This window comes from Rhizobium sp. BK377 (assembly GCF_014193935.1).
GTDB lineage: Bacteria > Pseudomonadota > Alphaproteobacteria > Rhizobiales > Rhizobiaceae > Rhizobium.
On sequence record NZ_JACIAC010000001.1, the window covers coordinates 1541561 to 1559721 of the forward strand.

Sequence of the window (18161 nt, forward strand, 5' to 3'; positions counted from 1 at the left end):
GCCTTGCTTCCGCTAGATATCGAAGTTGATCATGTTGCGCATCACGAAGATGCCGATCGACATCCAGACCGCGGAAAAGCCCATGATGAAATGGCCGCGCGGATCGGTGAACAGGACCATCATGTATTGCGGCGACGTCAGGTAAACGAGCGTGGCGACGATGAATGGAAGGGCGCCGATGATGACGGCAGATGCCTTGGCTTCCATCGACAGTGCCTTGACTTTGGCCTTCATCTTCTTGCGGTCGCGCAGCACTTTGGAAAGGTTGCCGATCGCTTCCGACAGGTTGCCGCCGGCCTGCGACTGGATGGCGATGACGATCGCGAAGAAATTGACTTCCTGCAGCGGCATCTGATTGGTCATTCGGGCACAGGCTTCGGGTACGCTGAGGCCGACCTGCTGCGATTCGACGATACGGCGGAATTCGCTCTTGACCGGCTCGACTCCTTCGGTCGCAACGAGGCGGATCGCATCGTTCAGCGGGAGACCGGAACGGATGGAGCGGACGATGACGTCGAGCGCATTCGGAAATTCTTCGAGGAACTTGTTTTGACGGCGCGAAACGAGGAAGCCGAGTATCCAGCGTGGCAGACCAAGGCCTGCGACCAGGGGAATACCGAGCACAAACGGCAGCGATGCACCGGCGATGAAAAGCAAGATCAGCAGCATGAACGCAAGGAGCGCGCTGAAAAGATAGAAGCGGGCGGGCGTGATCGGCAGCCCGGCCTGCGCCAGGCGGGATTTCAGCGATAATGTCTTCTTGGTCTTTTCGTGCTGCCGCTTTTCGAGATCCTTCAGGCTGTCCTGCACCGATTTGCGGCGTTTCGACAGTTCCTGCACACGGTCGCGAGCGGCCTTGACCTTGGTGCGATCGACTTCTGCCGATTTTACGCGGTTGATGCGGCTTGCCGATTTCTTGTCGCGCTCGATACGCGAGAACAACAGGGCATAGCTTGCCGCGGCCGCCGCAACGGCTGCGAGAACGATAATTGCCAGCACTGTCGGATCGATGCCGAACATCTCAATCCTTCGTTTTCGATTCCATCTCGTCGAGCGCGGCGGCGAGGCGTTTTTCTTCGTTGTAATAGCGAGCGCGATCCCAGAAATGCGGCTTGCCGATGCCTGTAGACATATGTCGGCCGATCAGGCGGCCGCTCGCGTCCTCGCCTTCGATCTCGTAACGCATCAGGTCCTGAGTGATGATGACGTCACCTTCCATGCCGACCACCTCAGTGATCTGAGTGATGCGGCGCGAACCGTCGCGCAGGCGTTGCGCCTGGATGATGACGTCGATTGAGGAGGAGATAATCTCGCGCACGGTCTTTGCCGGCAAGCTGAAGCCACCCATGGCGATCATGGATTCCATACGGCTCAGGCATTCACGGGGGTTGTTGGCGTGGATCGTGCCCATGGAACCGTCGTGACCGGTATTCATCGCCTGCAGGAGGTCGAATACCTCCGGTCCGCGCACTTCGCCGACGATGATGCGTTCGGGACGCATGCGCAGGCAGTTCTTGACGAGGTCGCGCATGGTGATTTCGCCTTCGCCTTCAATGTTCGGCGGGCGTGTTTCGAGGCGCACGACATGCGGCTGCTGGAGCTGCAGTTCGGCCGTATCTTCGCAGGTGATGACGCGTTCGTCGCGGTCAATATAGTTCGTCAGACAGTTCAGAAGCGTGGTTTTTCCCGAGCCCGTACCGCCGGAGATGATGATGTTGCAGCGGACGCGGCCGATGATCTGCAGCACAGTTGCCCCTTCCGGGGTGATGGCGCCGAAACGCACGAGCTGATCAAGCGTCAGCTTGTCCTTCTTGAATTTTCGGATGGTGAGCGCGGGGCCATCGATGGACAGCGGCGGCGCGATGACGTTGACACGCGAGCCGTCGGGCAGGCGCGCGTCGCAGATCGGGCTTGATTCGTCGACACGGCGGCCGACCTGGCTGACGATGCGCTGGCAGATCGACAGGAGCTGCGAATTATCGCGGAAGCGGATCTCAGATTCGATCGTCTTGCCGCCGACTTCGATGAAGGTCTGGCCCGCACCGTTGACCATGATATCGGCAATGTCGTCGCGCGCCAGCAGCGGCTCCAGCGGACCATAGCCAAGCACGTCGTTGCAGATATCCTCGAGCAGTTCCTCCTGCTCGGAGATCGACATCGCGAAATTCTTGATGGTGATGATATCGTTGACGATATCGCGGATTTCCTCACGCGCGCTTTCGCCGTCCAGCTTGGACAGCTGCGAGAGGTCGATCGTATCGATCAGCGCGGAAAAAACCTGCGCCTTGGTATCGTAATATTCGTCCGTGCGGGCGGGACGCTTGCGCTGTGGCGTCTGCATCGGCGGCGGCGGCACCTGCTGGCGGACAGGCTCGCGCGACGGCTCGACAAGCACCGCGGGACCGGATGAGGCGGGCGCAACGGCAGCCGGCATCGGCGGCGCAGGGGCGGCGATACCGCCGGCACCGGCCTTTCCGAAACCTTCATTTCCGCGTTTTCCGAACATTGATCCGATCCAATTCTACTCGTTCACTTGCGTTTCAGAAGGCCGAGAAGGCCGCCCTTCCTGGACTTCCTGATCGCCACGCGGCCGGTGACAATGTGTGAGATCTGCGAAAATGTCTCCGAGGTCGGAGACTTCGGATCGACCTCGGAAATCATCCGCCCACTGTTGGCGGCGCTGCCGAAGAGGCCGATATCGAAGGGAATGATGGCAATCGGTTCGACTTCCAGCGGCTCACAGAAATCGGATACCGAGATCTCCGGCCGCTTCGGCATGCCGACCTGATTGAGGATGAGATGCGGTACCTTGTCGTTCGGGCGCATCTTGCGCAGCGCATCGAGCATATTCTTGGCGTTGCGCAGGTTGGCGAGATCGGGAACCGCGCAAATAACCACTTCGTCGGCATTCGACAGCACCGAACGGGTCCAGTCCGACCAGGCATGCGGAACGTCGAGCACCGTTACGGGCGCGCTGCGCTGCAGTACATCCATCACCGGCTGGAAAGCGTGACCCTCGAAATCATAGGCGCGGTCAAGAAGCGAGGGGGCGGCCAGCAGCGAAAGGTGCTCGGAGCATTTGGTTAGCAGGCGGTCGAGAAAGACCTCGTCAAGCCGCTCCGGCGCAAAGACCGCCTCGGCGATGCCCTGGGCCGGATCCTGATCGAAGTCTATATTCGCCGTGCCGTAGGGCAGGTCGAGATCAGCAAGGATCGTTTCGGTCGAGAAGAGGTTCGAGATGCCAAAGGCGCAATTGTGCGCGACGGTCGATGCGCCGACCCCGCCCTTGGCGCCGATAAAGGCGATGCTGCGGCCAAGCGGCTCAGCTTCCGGATCGACGAAGATCGCCGCCATTGCGCCCATGATATCGGGCATGGCGACGGGTTGGACAATATATTCGGAAATGCCGTTGCGGATCAGATCGCGGTAGAGACCGATATCGTTGTGGTAGCCGACGATGACGACCTTGGTCGAGGGATCGCAGACGGCAGCGAGCGGCGCGAGCTCAGCAAGCAGGCTGGCGGGATTCGCCCTGGTTTCGAGGATGATGAGGTTCGGCGTCGGTGCGCCTGAGAACATGTTTGCAGCCGCAGCCGTGCCGCCGCTGGTGATGCGCAGACTGACTTTCGACATGCGCCTGTCGTTGGCGCAACGCTCCATCACCCGCTGCAGTTCTTCGCTTTCGCAGAAGGCATGAACGGAGATGCGCGGCAGCGGCCGCATGTTTTCCAGCTCGCCCATGCGCATCGCCTCTTCAGCGTGGCGGAGTTCGCTGGTATTCTTGATCTCGTAGTCGACGGTGCTCATCGTTCCATCCCGCCTGATCAGAAACCGGTCTGACCGGAATCGATTTCCTCGATCGTGGACGTCGTCGTCCGGTATTCCTTGATCGCCTCGTTGCGCCGCTCCGCATCGATCGGGGTCATGCCGCGCGGAGCAACGAAATCTTCAGGATTGGCGACCTGGGCGGCGAGGTTGTTCTGTGAGGCGCAGCCGAAATTGTAGTAATTCTGGTTCGTGAAGTCGGCCGAGATATCCTTCGGCCATTGGCCACACCGGGTCGTTACCGCCGTCATGCCGGTGAAGCTCAGGCGTATCGGCGCGGCGTCGAGAAGGCCGGTTGCCGCGTAAGTCGTGTTGATGATCTTGTTGCTGGCAATGCCGCGCGAAGCAAGTTCGGCGCGAACCTGGCCGCGCAAGGCGCGTGCTGCTCCTGCATTTGCCGAACCTTCGGGAGACAGGATATAGACCGGGCCGGAGGCACGCGACACGTAATTGGTTGCAAAGCCACGGATAAGCTCGCGCTGGGCGATCGTCAGGCGGCGATCCGTAGAGGCGACCGGGATGTCTACCGTCTGCTCGGTTTCCGTGACGACGATGGGATGGCGCTCCCGGTAATCATCGGGAATGCCACCGGTCGTTAGCTGATCACGCGGGCCGGCGCAGCCGGAAAGAATTGCAACGGCGAGTGATGCAGCCACGAGCAGAGGCTTTGCGGTGCGGGACCGCGGATTGGAATGGGCCATCGCCCGATCTCTGTTCTTTTTCATCGGTCCAGACCGTGCCCCGCTCATTTGTAGATAAACCCGATGGAACCGTGGAACTGCGCATCGGCGACCGGCGCCTGGTTGCTGCCGTAGACCTTGTTGACGCGGTTCATGAAGAAAGCGGACGCATCATTGGTCGGGCTGAAATTGTCATCCGGCCGATTGAGCTGATTGCGCGCCACCGGACGCACCAGATAAGGCGTCGCGATGATGACGAGTTCCGTTTCCTGGCGCTCGACCCCCTTCTGGCGGAACAGCGTGCCAAGAAGCGGGATCTTCGAGACGCCAGGCGTGCCGTTCATCGTCTGGGAGATGTTGTCGCGGATGAGGCCGGCCAGTGCGATCGATCCACCGGAGGGAAGCTCGACCGAGGTTTCGGCGGAGCGGCGTTGATAGGTCGGCGACGAACCCGATACCGACGGCGCCGGCTCCGAGACATTGGTCTTGATCTCGAGGGCGATGCGGCCAGACGAAAGGACCACCGGCTTGAAGGCGAGATTGATACCGTAATTATAAGGAACGACGGTGACGTTGCCCTGATTGTCCGTCGTCGAGTAGAGAACCTGGCCGCCGGAATTGAAGGTTGCGGCCTGGCCGGAGATCGCCGTCAATGTCGGTTCGGCCAGCGTGCGGACGACCTTGCCCTGTTCCAGTGCGTTCAGATAGGTCGAAATATCGTATTTGCCGATCGAGTTCTTGAAGAGCGCGGCAAGCCCGCCGCCGACGACGGATGTAGCGGTATCCGCCGATGGGCTGCCGAGTTGGGCGACCGTCATGCCGGAGGAATTGCTAACGAGATTGTCGAAGCCAAGCTGTTTCAGGATTTCACGACGAACTTCGGCGATCGTGACCTTGAGCGTGACCTGGTCTTCGCCCTGAATCTGCAGGAGGTTGACGACCTGGGAGACCTGGCGGCTTTCGGCAAACAGCGCAACCGCACTGTCGCCGCCTGTACCGGAGGCAGTCTCAGTGCGCGTCGTGGCTTCGCCGCCTTTCAGGAAGGCTTCGGCAAGCGACGCTGCCTGGGTGGCATCCTGCGGCGTGCGGACGGTGCCTGTCAGAACGATATTGTCGGAGACGATCTCGACCTTGATGGCGGAGTCGGGAATGAAGCGGCGCAGATTGGCCTCGAGACCGGAGACATCGCGCTCGACCTCGATATCGAGGCTGACGACCTCCTCACCGCTGGCGCCGAAAACGAAGATATTGGTCTGCCCGACCTTCTTGCCGAATAAATAGATGCGCCGCGAGGTGCGGGTCACCGCATCGGCCATGCTCGGATCGGAAACGAGAATGTCATGAGCGTCTTCCGGCAGGTCGACGACAACAGCCTTGTTGAGGCCGAGCTTCAGGCGGCGATGTGCGCCGGGACCGCTTTGGGAAATGCGGATGAGGCTTTCCGAGCCGGCATTGGCCTGCTTCACATCAAAGGGCGCGTGAAAGGAAAGCGGCGTAATGCCCGCCGCAGCCATTGCCAGGGAAAGGCAGCCGGTCAGGAAAAGCCTGGTGCGCTGTTTCAAGTTGCCCATCTGCATTTCCCTTACTCCGGCTTCACTGAGCCGGTGGCATCCGTGACGATGGAGCCGGACTTGATGACCTGGACGATTGCACTGCCGTTATCGCCGCTGAGCAGATAGTCTGCCGCGCTGGTGTCCTGCTCCTGGGCATCGGCGACGGAGCGCAGGGCGAGCGAGAGGCGATCGGCCATCTGCTGGGCGACGGCCAGGACCTTGGTCTGGTCGGGGGTCAGCTCCAGCGTCGCAGTTGTGCCGACTGCCGCCTTGGTGCCGTCTTCCTTTTCCTCGATCTGCTGGTCGATCGCAAGGACGCGGATATTGCTCAGCACGGTTTCGGTTATGTATTTGTCCGTGTTCTGCCCTTTGCGCACCATAATGACATCGACGCGGTCATTGGGGAGGATGAAGCCGCCGGCGCCGGTCGCAACGGAGATTTCGGTCGCGACGGCGCGCTTGCCGGCAGGCAGCAGCGAGGACAGGATGCGGCTGTTGGAGTCGGCGACCTTTTCCGGACGGATCGGCTCTCCTTCAAAGACGGGCAAGCGCACGACGGCGCCCTGCAGATCCTTGATGGCATCCGGCCGGTCGGCCTCGGTAATGAAACCCTGGACAACGCCACTCTGAGGCCAGGCCATCCAGTGAACGGCTTTCTCGTCCAACCGCGCGCCAACCGGAAGATTGGCGCTGGAGACCAGCACGTTGACGGTCGGCTCCTTCTCGATAACGGATTGGACTCTCGTCACGACCCCGCCACTACCGGCCATGTTCATCGCAAGAACACCGGCAAGGCCGGCTGCCACCACGGCGACAGCTAGAATAATAAAGCGGGCCGGTTTCATTGATCGTTCCTCGGGGCGCAACGCGTTCGCCCCGCAGAATGCTCAGGAATTGGTATAATTATGGTTAATGGAACACTTAGATTTTAAGTTAACGGCCGATTAAAATGCCGTCATTTCAGGCTTTCCAGCGCGGCAACGAAGAGTGGTGAGGAGGGGAAGGCCAAGAAGCCGCCGATCGCGATGGCGATGCCATAGGGAATTTTCTTGGCGAGCAGGAGTGAATTGGGAATGGGCAGGCCGATGGCGAGAATAGCATTCGATTGCGACCTTACCATTAGAATGAGCAGCGTCAGGACACCGCCTATCAATCCGACATCTGCCACGAAGAAAAGAAGCGATTGATCGAAGCCGAACCAGAGTGCTGTCGCACTCAACAGCTTGGCATCTCCGCCGCCCATCACGTTGACCGCAAAAAGAGCAAAGCAGACACAGAAGACGATGGCAGCACCTGCGAGGTGCATGCCGATGACATCCCAGCTCAAGCCAGAGAGCGGCGCAATGACGGCGAAAGAGGCGATAAGGATCAGGGAAACACGGTTCGGGATCGTCATGGTAAACAGATCCGAGAATGCCGCGATGGCGAGGCAGAGTGGCAGTATCACGAAGACTGCAGCTGCGATCATGTTTACATGCCCGATCGGAACATAATGCGAAAAAGCTCACGGCCGTGAAGCTGCGAGCCCGGTCATTGGGCGGCCGGATCATCTCCGGCCGGCATTTTATGCATACCTAACGCACAGCGTTTCGCTCGTGAGTCTGACTTTTTCTAAACCAGAGCCGCGCCCCAGTAATAATTATCAATTCACAGCATTGTCCAGCTTGTTGCCCAGCTCGGTGAACGTGTCGTTCAGCTTGCCGCCGAGCGTGGTAGCGCCAGCAACGAGGGCTACGGAAATCAGCGCGGCGATCAGGCCGTATTCGATTGCGGTCGCGCCGGATTCATCCTTCAGAAAACGGCTAAAAAGCTTGGTCATGGTTACCTCTAACTCCAGTTGATGTTCAGCACGTCCGCCAACTGTTTGCCGTTGATCGGATGGCCGCAACCTACCGAATGGCCGTTTCCATCGACTTAATGAAATACGTTAACGAGGTGTAAATGGGACAACCCGTGCCAGTCGAGGTAAGTAGTTCATTGCTGCATTGCTTACGTTCTTAGTGATTTTCCGGAAGAAATCCGGGACAATAGCTTCCAGTCGTCCAGAAATAATACGAATTTCTGCTATCCGGCGATTTTACGCCTAATCGGCGCGTACCGAAACGACCCAATACGTTTCATGATGAACATGGCATGGGAGGCTTAAAGCTTAATTCACCATTTTTTTCCATTCTGTCTGCAATCTGCATTGCGATCGTGAAAGAGGGCCAAAATGCCATCGAACGGCAAGACCGTTTTCTTTGCCTGGGCGATTGCGGCTCTTACGGCATCCACAGCTTCCGCCCAGGAAGACATGCTGCGCGTCTATATGGATCACGCGCGCGTTCTGAAATTGGACCGTCCGGTCAGCAAGGTCATCGTCGGCAACGCCAAGGTCGCCGATGCGACGGTTGCCGACCCCAAAACGATCGTGCTGACGGGCCGGGCCTTCGGCACGACCAATATCGTGCTGCTCGACGGCGCCGGCAACGCCATTCTGGACGAACGCATCCTCGTCTCTATCGATGAAGGCAATACGGTGCGCGTCTATCGCCAGACGGAACGCTCGGTTCTTTCCTGCACGCCCAATTGCGAGCAGCATTCGCAGCAGGGCGAAGCCGCTTCCGCAAACTAAGCGATATCCATGAAGCTCACGCCCATTCGTTAAAATAGCTGCTCCGGCCTGAAACGGAAAATCAACGAACACGCCCTAGTGTGGCACCCGAAGAACATTTTCGAGGCCAGACTATGGCAATCCGTGAGCAGGAGACGGGCAAGGTGCGTGCGTCGCTGCGTTTATCCAGACTTCGCGCCCTGGCACGCTCGCGCGACGGCTCTGCCGCGATCGAATTCGCGTTGCTGGCCATTCCTTATTTCGTCGTCATATTCGCCATCCTGGAAACCTTCATCGCCTTTACGGCGGAAGAGCTCGTCTCGAATGCCGTGGATACGCTGAGCCGCCAGATGCGAACCGGGCAGATCACCTTCATAGATCCCGCGCGTCCGACCCATAAGACGCAGACCCAGTTCCGGCAGGCCTTCTGCGACGAAATCTCGATCATCATCCGCTGCTCGGCGACGGAGGCGGCGACACCCGGTAAGCTCTATCTGGATGTGCGGAGCTTCACGACCTTTGCCTCGGTCCCTACGACGATCCCGCGCGTGTCTTCGGACAAGTATTCAGACCTGAAGGTCTCGGATTTCAAATTCACGCCCGGCGGCCCCGGCTCGATCAACATGGTGCGCGCCTATTATCGCTGGTCCATCATCGTCGATCTCGTTCGTCCCTATGTCACCGGCCTTCGCCCTGTCGGTAGCTCCATGCCCAGCGAATATCTTATCGTCGCGACGGCGGCCTTCCAGAACGAACAGTATCCATGATGGCGCGCCGGGGACTTCCGATATGGCTGGCTTCGACGGCGCGGCGCTTTGCACGCGACCGGAAAGGCGTGGGCGCCATCGAGTTTGCAATCATCTTCCCGGTTCTGATCATGCTCTATCTCGGCGCATTCGAGATCACGATCGGGCTCAGCGTCAGCAAGCGCACGACACGTGCCGCCGGCTCGATCGCCGATATCATCACCCAGCAGCAGAGCGTCACCAAAAGCTCGCTCACAGATATCGCCAAAGCCGCACCGGCGATCTTCGCGCCTTATGACAGTTCCGGTCTCTCGTTGAAGGTCACCGCAATCCAGATCGACGGCGGCGCCAATCCCAAAGTTCTCTGGTCGTGGGCGCCGAGCGGTGCGGCGCCCTACGCCAAGAACAGCACGGTTTCCGATGTGCCAACGGATATGAAGAAGGCAAACAGCTTCCTCATCCGCGCCGAGGTCAGCACGCCCTATACGCTGCTGGTCTTTGCCCCCAACTTCATGCCGGCGGAAACGCGCACCATCACGATCAGCCGCAGCTATTTCTATCGCCAGCGGCAAAACGACGATATTCCTTGCGGCGACTGCTAAAGCGTATCGCGATCCGCACGCTACGCTTTCGGTCCTTCGCAAAATCGACGCACCCTTTTGCAGAACGTGCTCTGCGCTTCCACACCTCAAATTTGCCAAGCGGTTCCCGTCATTATATGGCTGGGCGCTCCTGCATAATTCCTTATATCGAAATCGCTTTGAGGATAAATTATGCAACAATTTAAAGTGCTGCAGCGTCCTTTGCGCGTCTGAAGAAGCGTGGCGCTGGGGTCAGATCGCTCCAGCTATAGGCTGATGACAGCAGATAATACGGGTGAAAAATGGCGCGTGCCTTTCTCTTCGTTTTGGATTCCTTCGGTGTCGGCGGGGCGCCGGATGCGGCAGCCTATGGCGACGAGGGCGCCGACACGCTCGGCCATATCGCCGAATTCTGTGCGGCCGGCGCTGCCGACCGAGTCGGCCTGCGTTCCGGCCCGCTTTCGCTTCCGAACATGTCGGCGCTTGGGCTATTGCATATTGCACGGGCCGCTTCAGGACAGTTTCCGGCCGGGATGCCGCTGCCGGACAAGATCTACGGCGTCTATGGCGCCGCCAGCGAAACCTCGCGCGGCAAGGACACCCCGTCAGGTCATTGGGAAATCGCCGGAACGCCTGTTACCTTCGATTGGGGGTATTTTCCTGACAAGGGCGATGCCTTTCCGCCGGAACTGATCGACGCGCTCTGCCGCGCAGCTGACGTGCCGGACATTCTCGGCAACTGCCATGCCTCGGGAACCGAGATCATCGCGCGCTACGGCGAAGAGCATATGCGCAGCGGCAAGCCGATCTGCTACACGTCCTCGGATTCCGTGTTCCAGGTGGCTGCTCACGAGGTCTATTTCGGCCTCGACCGGCTGCTCAACTTCTGCCAGGTCGCCCGCGGCCTGCTTGATCCCTACAATATTGGCCGCGTCATCGCGCGCCCCTTCATCGGTCAGAGTGCTGCGACCTTCCAGAGAACGGGCAACCGCCGCGACTTTTCGGTGCCACCGCCGGAACCGACGCTGCTCGACCGGCTCGTCCAGCATGGCCGCAACGTGCACGCCGTCGGCAAGATCGGCGATATTTTCGCTCATCAGGGCGTTTCGCGGGTCATCAAGGCAAACGGCAACGATGCCCTGATGGATGCTTCGCTTGCGGCAATAGACGAGGCGGAGGATGGCGATCTCGTCTTCACCAATTTCGTCGATTTCGACATGCTGTATGGCCATCGCCGCGACGTGGCCGGTTATGCGGCTGCCCTCGAAGCCTTCGACGAACGCCTCACTGAAGTTCATCGGAAGCTGCAGCCCGGCGATCTCGTGATCCTGACCGCCGATCACGGCTGCGACCCGACCTGGCGCGGCACCGACCATACGCGCGAGCGCGTGCCTGTCATCGCTTATGGTCCCGGCATCCGGTCGCGCTCGGTCGGCATACGCCGGACCTATGCCGATATCGGCGAAAGCGTTGCGCGGCATCTCGGCATTCCCGCAGGGACGCATGGAAGGAATTTTCTGTGACATCGCATTTGAAGAAGGTCGAGCTGCACTGCCATCTGGAGGGTGCCGCTCCCCCTGATCTGACTGAGGCTCAGGCGCGTAAATATGGGATCGACATCAGCGCCCATCTGCGGGGCGGCGTCTATGTCTGGCATGATTTCGCGAGCTTCCTGGAATGTTATGACAAGGTTTCCGAGGTCTACAAGACCGAGGAAGACTATGCGCTGCTGACCGAAACCTATCTGAAAGAACTTGCCGGCATCGGCACGATCTACAGCGAGCTCATCGTTTCGCCCGACCATGGCAAGCGCATTGGCCTCGGTGCGGACGCCTATATATCAGGTGTTTGCGAAGGCATCCGCCGGGCGAAGGCAAAAAGCGGCATCGAGGCGCGGCTGATCGTGACCGGGGAGCGGCATTTCGGCCCGGAAAGCGTGATCGGCGCTGCGGAATATGCGGCAAAGGCCGCTAATCCGCTGATAACAGGCTTCAATCTCGCCGGCGAGGAGCGGATGGGTCGCGTTGCCGACTATGCGCGCGCCTTCGACATTGCCCGCGATGCAGGGCTTGGCCTCACCATCCATGCCGGCGAAGTTTGCGGCGCCTTCAGCGTTTCGGACGCATTGGATGCGGTGCGCCCTTCGCGTATCGGCCACGGTGTGCGGGCAATCGAGGATGCCGACCTCGTCAAGCGGCTCGCCGACCTCGGCACGGTGCTGGAGGTTTGCCCCGGCTCGAATATCGCGCTCAAGGTCTTTCCGGATTTCGACTCGCACCCATTGCGCAGGCTGAGGGATGCGGGCGTGAAGGTGACGATCAGCTCCGACGATCCGCCGTTCTTCCACACATCGCTCAAGCGGGAATACGAGCTTGCCTCGCAGGCCTTCGGCTTCAGCGATGCTGACATCAACGCCATGACGCAAACGGCCATCGAGGCGGCCTTCGTCGACGAAGAGACGCGCAAAGCGTTGCTCGCCCGTCTTTAACGGCGCGGAGTTATTAATGGCAAATTCGCCTCCGCTCTTGCAGTGGAGGCGATTTCCATGGAAGAAACAGCCGATAAGAACAAAGAATTGGAAGGTTTCCCTATGGACGGCGTCACAGTCATCGATCACCCGCTCGTGCAGCACAAACTCACCATCATGCGGCGCAAGGAAACCTCGACGGGCAGCTTCCGCCGGCTGTTGCGCGAAATCTCGACACTGCTCTGCTATGAAGTCACGCGCGATCTGGAGCTGACGATGGAGACGATCGAAACGCCGATCCAGGAGATGCAGGCGCCGATCCTCGAAGGCAAGAAGCTGGTCTTTGCCTCCATCCTGCGCGCCGGCAACGGGCTTCTCGAAGGCATGCTCGATCTGGTGCCCTCCGCCCGCGTTTCTCATATCGGCGTCTACCGCGATCATGAAACGCTGCAGCCGGTCGAATATTACTTCAAGGCGCCTGAAGACGTGGCCGAGCGCCTGATCATCGTCGTCGACCCGATGCTTGCGACCGGCAATTCCTCGATTGCCGCGATCGACAAGCTCAAAGAGCGCGGCGCGCACAATATCCGCTTCCTCTGCCTGCTGGCTGCTCCCGAAGGCATCAAGAACTTCCGTGCCGCGCATCCCGACGTTCCGGTCTTCACGGCGGCGATCGACAGCCATCTGAACGAGAAGGGTTACATCGTGCCCGGTCTCGGCGACGCCGGCGACCGGATGTACGGTACCAAATAATTTCAGCGTCCTTTACCAATTCGAAAGCACTTCAAGGCCTGGGCGGTTCGTTCCGGGCCTTTCTTATGTCGCCGTTAGCAACTTTTCAGCACTTATGGCTTAGCTGCTTGAAGCATGAGGTCCCGCATGAGGCGGGGTTTATACAGGAAGGATTTCTGTTTCATGCTCATGCGTACCGTCATATTTGCCAGCATCGCGGCGGCACTGGCGACACAGGTGCCTTCTCTGCTCACCGGCACGACCCAGCCCGGCAATACGATCTCCGCAAATTTCGTTTCGGCCGAGGGTAGCGCGCCCGATGCGCCTGCTACGATCGCCAATGGCGGCATGATCCGCCTTCAGGCCGATTCCCAGGGCCATTATACCGGCAATTTCAGGATCAACGGCAAGCCTGTGCAGGGGCTGATCGATACCGGTGCCACCTATGTCGCGCTGAACGAAAGCCTCGCCCGCAGGCTCGGCTTTTCCGGCAACCAGCTCGATTTCCGTTATGCCGTCAATACCGCGAACGGCCAGACCAAGGCGGCGCATGTGATGCTCGACCGCGTGGAAATCGGCGGCATTCGCGTTCGCAGCGTCGAAGCCTTCGTGCTGAAAGACGAAGCGCTGAGCAACACGCTTGTTGGTATGAGCTTCCTGCGGAAGCTTGCCTCCTACTCCGTTGCCGACGGCTCGCTCAGTCTCAAGGAGTAGAGCCCATCAGATCCGGCCGGCGATGACCGGAAGCGGTTCCGGTTTCTCGTCGGCAATGCGATAGTTTGCGGCAAGTGCGACGACGGCTCTTTCGGCCGAAGCCTCGTCGGCAGCGTGAACGAGCGCTATCGGATCGCCCTCATGCACATGCGTTCCAAGCGGCAGCAGGCCGGTGAAGCCGACGCTGTGGTCGATCCTGTCGGCCGGGTGGCGGCGCCCGCCGCCGAGATCGATAACGCTCACGCCGAGATCGCGGGCGTCGCAGGCCGCGAGCCAGCCGCTACGCGAGGCCGGAACAGGCCGCTCGACAGGCGCCCTGCGTAGATAGGCGTCGGGCCGTTCCAGAAGATCGGCGGGGCCGCCGAGCATATGCACCATGCGCGCGAAGATCTCCGCAGCCCTCCCGGAAGAGAGCGCATCCTGCGCCTTGCTCTCCGCCTCGATGAGGGAGCCGGCAAAACCTGACTGCACGAGCATTTCGGCGGCAAAGGCAAGCACTATGGTTTCAAGGCGGGTACCGGTCTTTCGGCCTGCCAGAAAATCAAGGCAGTTGCGCACTTCCACGGCATTGCCGACGCTATCGGCAAGCGGCTGGTTCATGTCGGTGATGAGCGCAGAGGTTTTCACGCCCGCACCATTTGCGACTTCGACCAGCGAATGCGCCAGCGCGATCGCCTGCTCGGGATCGGCCATGAAGGCACCGTTGCCGGTTTTGACGTCGAGCACCAGGGTCTGCAGGCCGGCGGCAAGCTTCTTCGACAGGATCGAGGCTGTGATCAGCGGGATGGAATCGACGGTCGCCGTTACATCGCGCACGGCATAGAGCCTGCCATCGGCCGGCGCCAAGGCACCCGTCGGGCCGATGATGGCGCAGCCAACCTCTTTTGCCACTTTGCGGAAGAGAGCGGCATCCGGATTGATCGTATAGCCTGGAATGGATTCGAGTTTGTCCAGCGTGCCGCCGGTATGACCAAGGCCGCGGCCTGATATCATGGGTACGGCCAGACCGCAGGCAGCGGCGATCGGGGCGAGCATCAGCGAGACGTTGTCGCCTACGCCGCCGGTCGAATGCTTGTCGGCGACCGGGCGGTCGATGCCTTCCCAGGAGAGCATGTCGCCGGAGCGGGCCATGGCGAGCGTCAGCGCAACGGTTTCGGTGCGCGACATGCCCTTGAACCAGACCGCCATGGCGAAGGCGCCGATCTGGCCTTCCGACAGATTGCCAGCAGCCAATGCCGCGATAAAGGCCTCGATATCGTCAGTCGGAAGTTCCGCGCCGTTGCGCTTCTGGCGGATGATCTCCTGCGGGATCATCTCAATAGCTCGAGGCAGCCGCCGGCTTGGGTTCCGTGCCGCTGAGGACCGAAAGGATGTTGTCGAGCAGGCCGGACGCGCCGAAACGGAAGGTGGAGGGCATCGCCCAGTCCGGCGTCATGATGGTTTCGGCGAGGCTCAGATAGAGGGCAGCATCGGCAACTGTGGATATGCCGCCGGCCGGCTTGAAGCCCACCTTGCGGCCGCTCTCTCTGATCGCGCGGATCATGATGTCGGCCGCTTCGAGCGTCGCGTTGACGGCGACCTTGCCGGTCGAGGTCTTGATGAAATCGGCGCCGGCTTCGATCGCCAGTTCCGAGGCGCGGCGGATGAGAGCGGCATCCTTCAGCTCGCCGGTCTCGATGATGACCTTCAGCAGGACAGGCGCAACGCATTCGGCGCGCACGGCCGCAACCATGTCGGTGACGGCCTTCTCGTTGCCTGCCATCAGCTTGCGATAGGGAATGACGAGATCGATCTCGTCGGCGCCGTCGGCGATCGCCTCGCGCGTCTCGGCGGCGACATCGGCGATTTCCATATCACCGGATGGAAAGTTGACGACGGTCGCGATGCGGACCGGGTGGCCCTTGCCGAGCACGATACGGGCATGGGCGACGAAACGCGGCCAGATGCAGATTGCAGCACTGCTGCCATAGGGTGTCTGCGCGCGGGCGCAAAGCGTGTCGATCTGCTCCTGGGTGCAATCGTCTTTCAGGTTGGTGAGATCGAGAAGGGAAAGGGCGACGGCGGCCGTTTCCCGGTTGGAATGGCTGTACATTTTCGCTTCCTCCACCGGCAATCAGTGACCGGCAATCATTTCTTTGAGTATGGCGGCGAGACGGGCACCGCCAACCGGCGCCATATCCTTGGTTTCCTCGTGGCTGAGCTCGTTTCCGGTCATGCCAGCCCCATAGTTGGTGATTACCGAGGCTGCCGCAACCCTTAAGCCCAGCATTCTTGCGATGATGACTTCAGGCACGGTCGACATGCCGACCGCATCGGCGCCGAGAATGCGGGCCATGCGGATTTCGGCCGGCGTCTCGAAACTCGGGCCGGAGAACCACATGTAGACGCCGCTTGCGAGCGGGATATCAAGCGTCTTTGCCGCATCTCGCATGGCAGCCGCAAGCTCGGCGTCATAGGCATTGGTCATGCCGACGAAGCGATGGTCGCTCTCTTCGCCGATCAGCGGATTCATGCCGGAATAATTGATGTGATCGGCGATCTGCATCACCGAGCCGGGCGGCATGTCCTCTTTCAGCGAGCCCGCCGAATTGGTGAGGATCAGCGCCTCGACGCCGAGGGCCTGCAGAACCTCGATCGGCAGCCGCATGGCATTGGCATCGCCCTTTTCGTAATAGTGGACGCGGCCCGAGAGCATGATGACCGGCACCGAGCCGAGATGGCCGGCGACGACCTCTCCGGCATGACCGGAGACGGCGCTGACCGGAAAGCCCGGCAGGTCCTTGTAGGGGATGCAGACCGCATCCGTGATCTCACTGACGAGCGAGCCGAGGCCGGAGCCGAGTACGATCCCGTATCGCGGCTTGAGCCCACCGAGCAGTGCTGCGAGCAGTTCGACGGTCGCGATCATCCGAGTTCCGTTTCGAAGCTGAAGGGCAGAAGCTCTTCCATGGTCATGGTCTTCTTCACGCCGGTTTCGTCGCAAAGGTAGATCTTCGTGTCTTTGCCGGCGAATTCCGAGATCTTTTGCCGGCAGCCGCCACAGGGCGGGCAGAGCGGCAGTTTTTCGGCGATGACGGCCATTTCGACGATCTTCTTGGCACCGCCCATGATCATGGCGCCGATCGCCGTAGGCTCGGCGCACCAGCCCTGCGGGAAGGAGAGGTTCTCGATATTGGCGCCGGTATAGACCTTGCCGTCCTCGGCGCGGATCGCAGCACCCACAGGAAACTTGGAATAGGGAGCGTGCGCGAAGGCCATGGCGCCGCGCGCGGCTTCGAACAGGTCGTGAGACATATCAACGCTCCTTCACATAGGGCACGCCGCCGGCCTTCGGCGGGATTGCGACGCCGATGAAGCCGGCGAGCAGAACACAGGTGAGGATATAGGGCAGAGCCTGGAAAACCTGAACCGGTACCTCGCCGATCAGCGGCACGTGCTTGCCCTGCATGAAATTCGCGAGAGCATCGAGGAAGCCGAAGAGCAGGCAGGCGAACATGACGGGCACCGGCTTCCACTTGGCGAAGACGAGGGCAGCGAGCGCGATATAGCCCTTGCCGGCCGACATGTCCTTGATGAAGGCCGCAGACTGGGCGATCGCCAGATAGGTGCCGGAAAAGCCGCAGAGGATGCCGGCGCACATGACGGCGCGGTAGCGCAGCCAGGAGACCGAAATGCCAGCCGTATCCACCGCACCCGGATTCTCGCCGACGGCGCGAAGGCGAAGGCCGAAACGCGTGCGATAGAGGACCCACCAGGAGAAAGGCACGGCGAGGAAGGCAAGGTAGGTCAGGATATTGTTGCCGGAGATCACGCCGGCATAGAGCGGGCCGATGATCGGCACGTTCCTGACAGCATCGGCGCCCGGCAGGATGATCGGTGCGAAGCGTGCCTCCGGCAGCAACTGCGGCGTGCGGCCGCCCTGCCCGAACCAGGCCTGGCCCAACACGATGGTGATACCGGCGATGAAGAAGTTGATGGCGACACCCGAGATGATCTGGTTGCCGCGATTGGTGATCGAGGCAAAGCCATGCACGAGGCTGAGCGCCACCGAACAGACCACGCCGGCGCCGAGGCCGGCCCAGGCCGATCCGGTGAGATAGGCGATGCAGGCGGCGGCAAAGGCCGAGCCCAGCATCTTGCCTTCGAGACCGATGTCGAAAATGCCGGCGCGTTCGGAAAACAGGCCGGCAAGAGCGGTGAAGATCAGCGGAATGGAGAGCCGGATCGTCGAGCTCAGAACGTTGATGAAAATCTCATAATATTCCATCGT

20 protein-coding genes are annotated in these 18161 nt (G+C 60.4%); 7 read left to right on the top strand and 13 right to left on the bottom strand.

Annotation, left to right across the window (positions count from 1 at the left end; translation table 11 throughout):
• Positions 1-12 precede the first annotated feature (12 nt).
• The 8 genes from FHT92_RS07655 to FHT92_RS07690 form a co-directional block, all read right to left on the bottom strand.
• Positions 13-1020 carry a type II secretion system F family protein gene (locus tag FHT92_RS07655; RefSeq protein WP_183823570.1) on the bottom strand — a complete coding sequence of 336 codons (1008 nt, stop codon included), beginning with the start codon at positions 1018-1020 and terminating at the stop codon, positions 13-15.
• A 1-nt stretch (position 1021) separates the two neighbouring features.
• A complete protein-coding gene (locus FHT92_RS07660; protein WP_183823572.1) occupies positions 1022-2506 on the bottom strand; it encodes a CpaF family protein in 1485 nt (494 codons plus the stop codon).
• Positions 2507-2529: 23 nt separating this feature from the next.
• The gene (locus FHT92_RS07665) at positions 2530-3807 is read right to left on the bottom strand and encodes a CpaE family protein (protein WP_183823574.1); all 1278 of its coding nucleotides are present in this window, start codon (positions 3805-3807) and stop codon (positions 2530-2532) included.
• A 17-nt stretch (positions 3808-3824) separates the two neighbouring features.
• On the bottom strand, positions 3825-4574 hold the full coding sequence (locus FHT92_RS07670; protein WP_183745728.1) for a CpaD family pilus assembly protein: 750 nt from the start codon (positions 4572-4574) through the stop codon (positions 3825-3827).
• Positions 4571-6082, bottom strand: coding sequence for a type II and III secretion system protein family protein (locus FHT92_RS07675; RefSeq protein WP_409527136.1), 1512 nt, complete (start codon positions 6080-6082; stop codon positions 4571-4573). Before FHT92_RS07675 ends, FHT92_RS07670 begins: the two co-directional genes overlap by 4 nt.
• A 5-nt stretch (positions 6083-6087) precedes the next feature.
• Positions 6088-6903, bottom strand: a complete 816-nt coding sequence (gene cpaB / locus FHT92_RS07680) for a Flp pilus assembly protein CpaB (RefSeq protein WP_183823576.1) — start codon at positions 6901-6903, stop codon at positions 6088-6090.
• 110 nt (positions 6904-7013) lie between these two features.
• Positions 7014-7526 (bottom strand): prepilin peptidase, encoded by a 513-nt coding sequence (locus FHT92_RS07685; protein ID WP_183823578.1) that lies wholly within the window; start codon positions 7524-7526, stop codon positions 7014-7016.
• Between the two features lie 174 nt (positions 7527-7700).
• Positions 7701-7877, bottom strand: a complete 177-nt coding sequence (locus FHT92_RS07690) for a Flp family type IVb pilin (RefSeq protein WP_183823580.1) — start codon at positions 7875-7877, stop codon at positions 7701-7703.
• A gap of 393 nt (positions 7878-8270) precedes the next feature.
• Here FHT92_RS07690 and FHT92_RS07695 point away from each other — a divergent pair, with 393 nt between their 5' ends.
• The 7 genes from FHT92_RS07695 to FHT92_RS07725 all read left to right on the top strand — a co-directional run bounded on the left by FHT92_RS07695 (position 8271) and on the right by FHT92_RS07725 (position 13891).
• A complete protein-coding gene (locus FHT92_RS07695) occupies positions 8271-8672 on the top strand; it encodes a pilus assembly protein N-terminal domain-containing protein (protein ID WP_183745718.1) in 402 nt (133 codons plus the stop codon).
• A 113-nt stretch (positions 8673-8785) separates the two neighbouring features.
• Positions 8786-9418, top strand: a complete 633-nt coding sequence (locus tag FHT92_RS07700; protein WP_183823582.1) for a TadE/TadG family type IV pilus assembly protein — start codon at positions 8786-8788, stop codon at positions 9416-9418.
• Entirely contained in the window at positions 9418-9999 is a 582-nt protein-coding gene (locus FHT92_RS07705) for a TadE/TadG family type IV pilus assembly protein (protein ID WP_183823858.1), read from the top strand. Before FHT92_RS07700 ends, FHT92_RS07705 begins: the two co-directional genes overlap by 1 nt.
• 281 nt (positions 10000-10280) lie before the next feature.
• A complete protein-coding gene (locus FHT92_RS07710) occupies positions 10281-11501 on the top strand; it encodes a phosphopentomutase (protein WP_183823584.1) in 1221 nt (406 codons plus the stop codon).
• Entirely contained in the window at positions 11498-12466 is a 969-nt protein-coding gene (locus FHT92_RS07715; RefSeq protein ID WP_183823586.1) for an adenosine deaminase, read from the top strand. The genes FHT92_RS07710 and FHT92_RS07715 overlap by 4 nt, the downstream gene beginning before the upstream one ends.
• 102 nt (positions 12467-12568) lie before the next feature.
• Positions 12569-13198, top strand: coding sequence for a uracil phosphoribosyltransferase (gene upp / locus FHT92_RS07720; protein ID WP_183823860.1), 630 nt, complete (start codon positions 12569-12571; stop codon positions 13196-13198).
• A 126-nt stretch (positions 13199-13324) separates the two neighbouring features.
• Positions 13325-13891, top strand: coding sequence for a TIGR02281 family clan AA aspartic protease (locus FHT92_RS07725; RefSeq protein ID WP_183745707.1), 567 nt, complete (start codon positions 13325-13327; stop codon positions 13889-13891).
• Positions 13892-13897: 6 nt separating this feature from the next.
• Here the strand turns inward: FHT92_RS07725 and deoA are convergent, their stop codons facing one another.
• From deoA to FHT92_RS07750, 5 genes are read right to left on the bottom strand one after another with little or no spacing between them, the layout of a single operon-like run.
• A complete protein-coding gene (deoA, locus tag FHT92_RS07730; RefSeq protein WP_183823588.1) occupies positions 13898-15205 on the bottom strand; it encodes a thymidine phosphorylase in 1308 nt (435 codons plus the stop codon).
• Between the two features lies 1 nt (position 15206).
• Positions 15207-15983, bottom strand: a complete 777-nt coding sequence (gene deoC, locus FHT92_RS07735; RefSeq protein ID WP_183745701.1) for a deoxyribose-phosphate aldolase — start codon at positions 15981-15983, stop codon at positions 15207-15209.
• A 21-nt stretch (positions 15984-16004) separates the two neighbouring features.
• Positions 16005-16799 carry a purine-nucleoside phosphorylase gene (locus tag FHT92_RS07740; protein WP_183823590.1) on the bottom strand — a complete coding sequence of 265 codons (795 nt, stop codon included), beginning with the start codon at positions 16797-16799 and terminating at the stop codon, positions 16005-16007.
• The gene (locus FHT92_RS07745; protein ID WP_183823592.1) at positions 16796-17185 is read right to left on the bottom strand and encodes a cytidine deaminase; all 390 of its coding nucleotides are present in this window, start codon (positions 17183-17185) and stop codon (positions 16796-16798) included. The genes FHT92_RS07740 and FHT92_RS07745 overlap by 4 nt, the downstream gene beginning before the upstream one ends.
• Position 17186: 1 nt before the next feature.
• Complete coding sequence (locus FHT92_RS07750; RefSeq protein ID WP_183823594.1) at positions 17187-18158, bottom strand: ABC transporter permease; 972 nt, start codon at positions 18156-18158, stop codon at positions 17187-17189.
• Positions 18159-18161 lie beyond the last annotated feature (3 nt).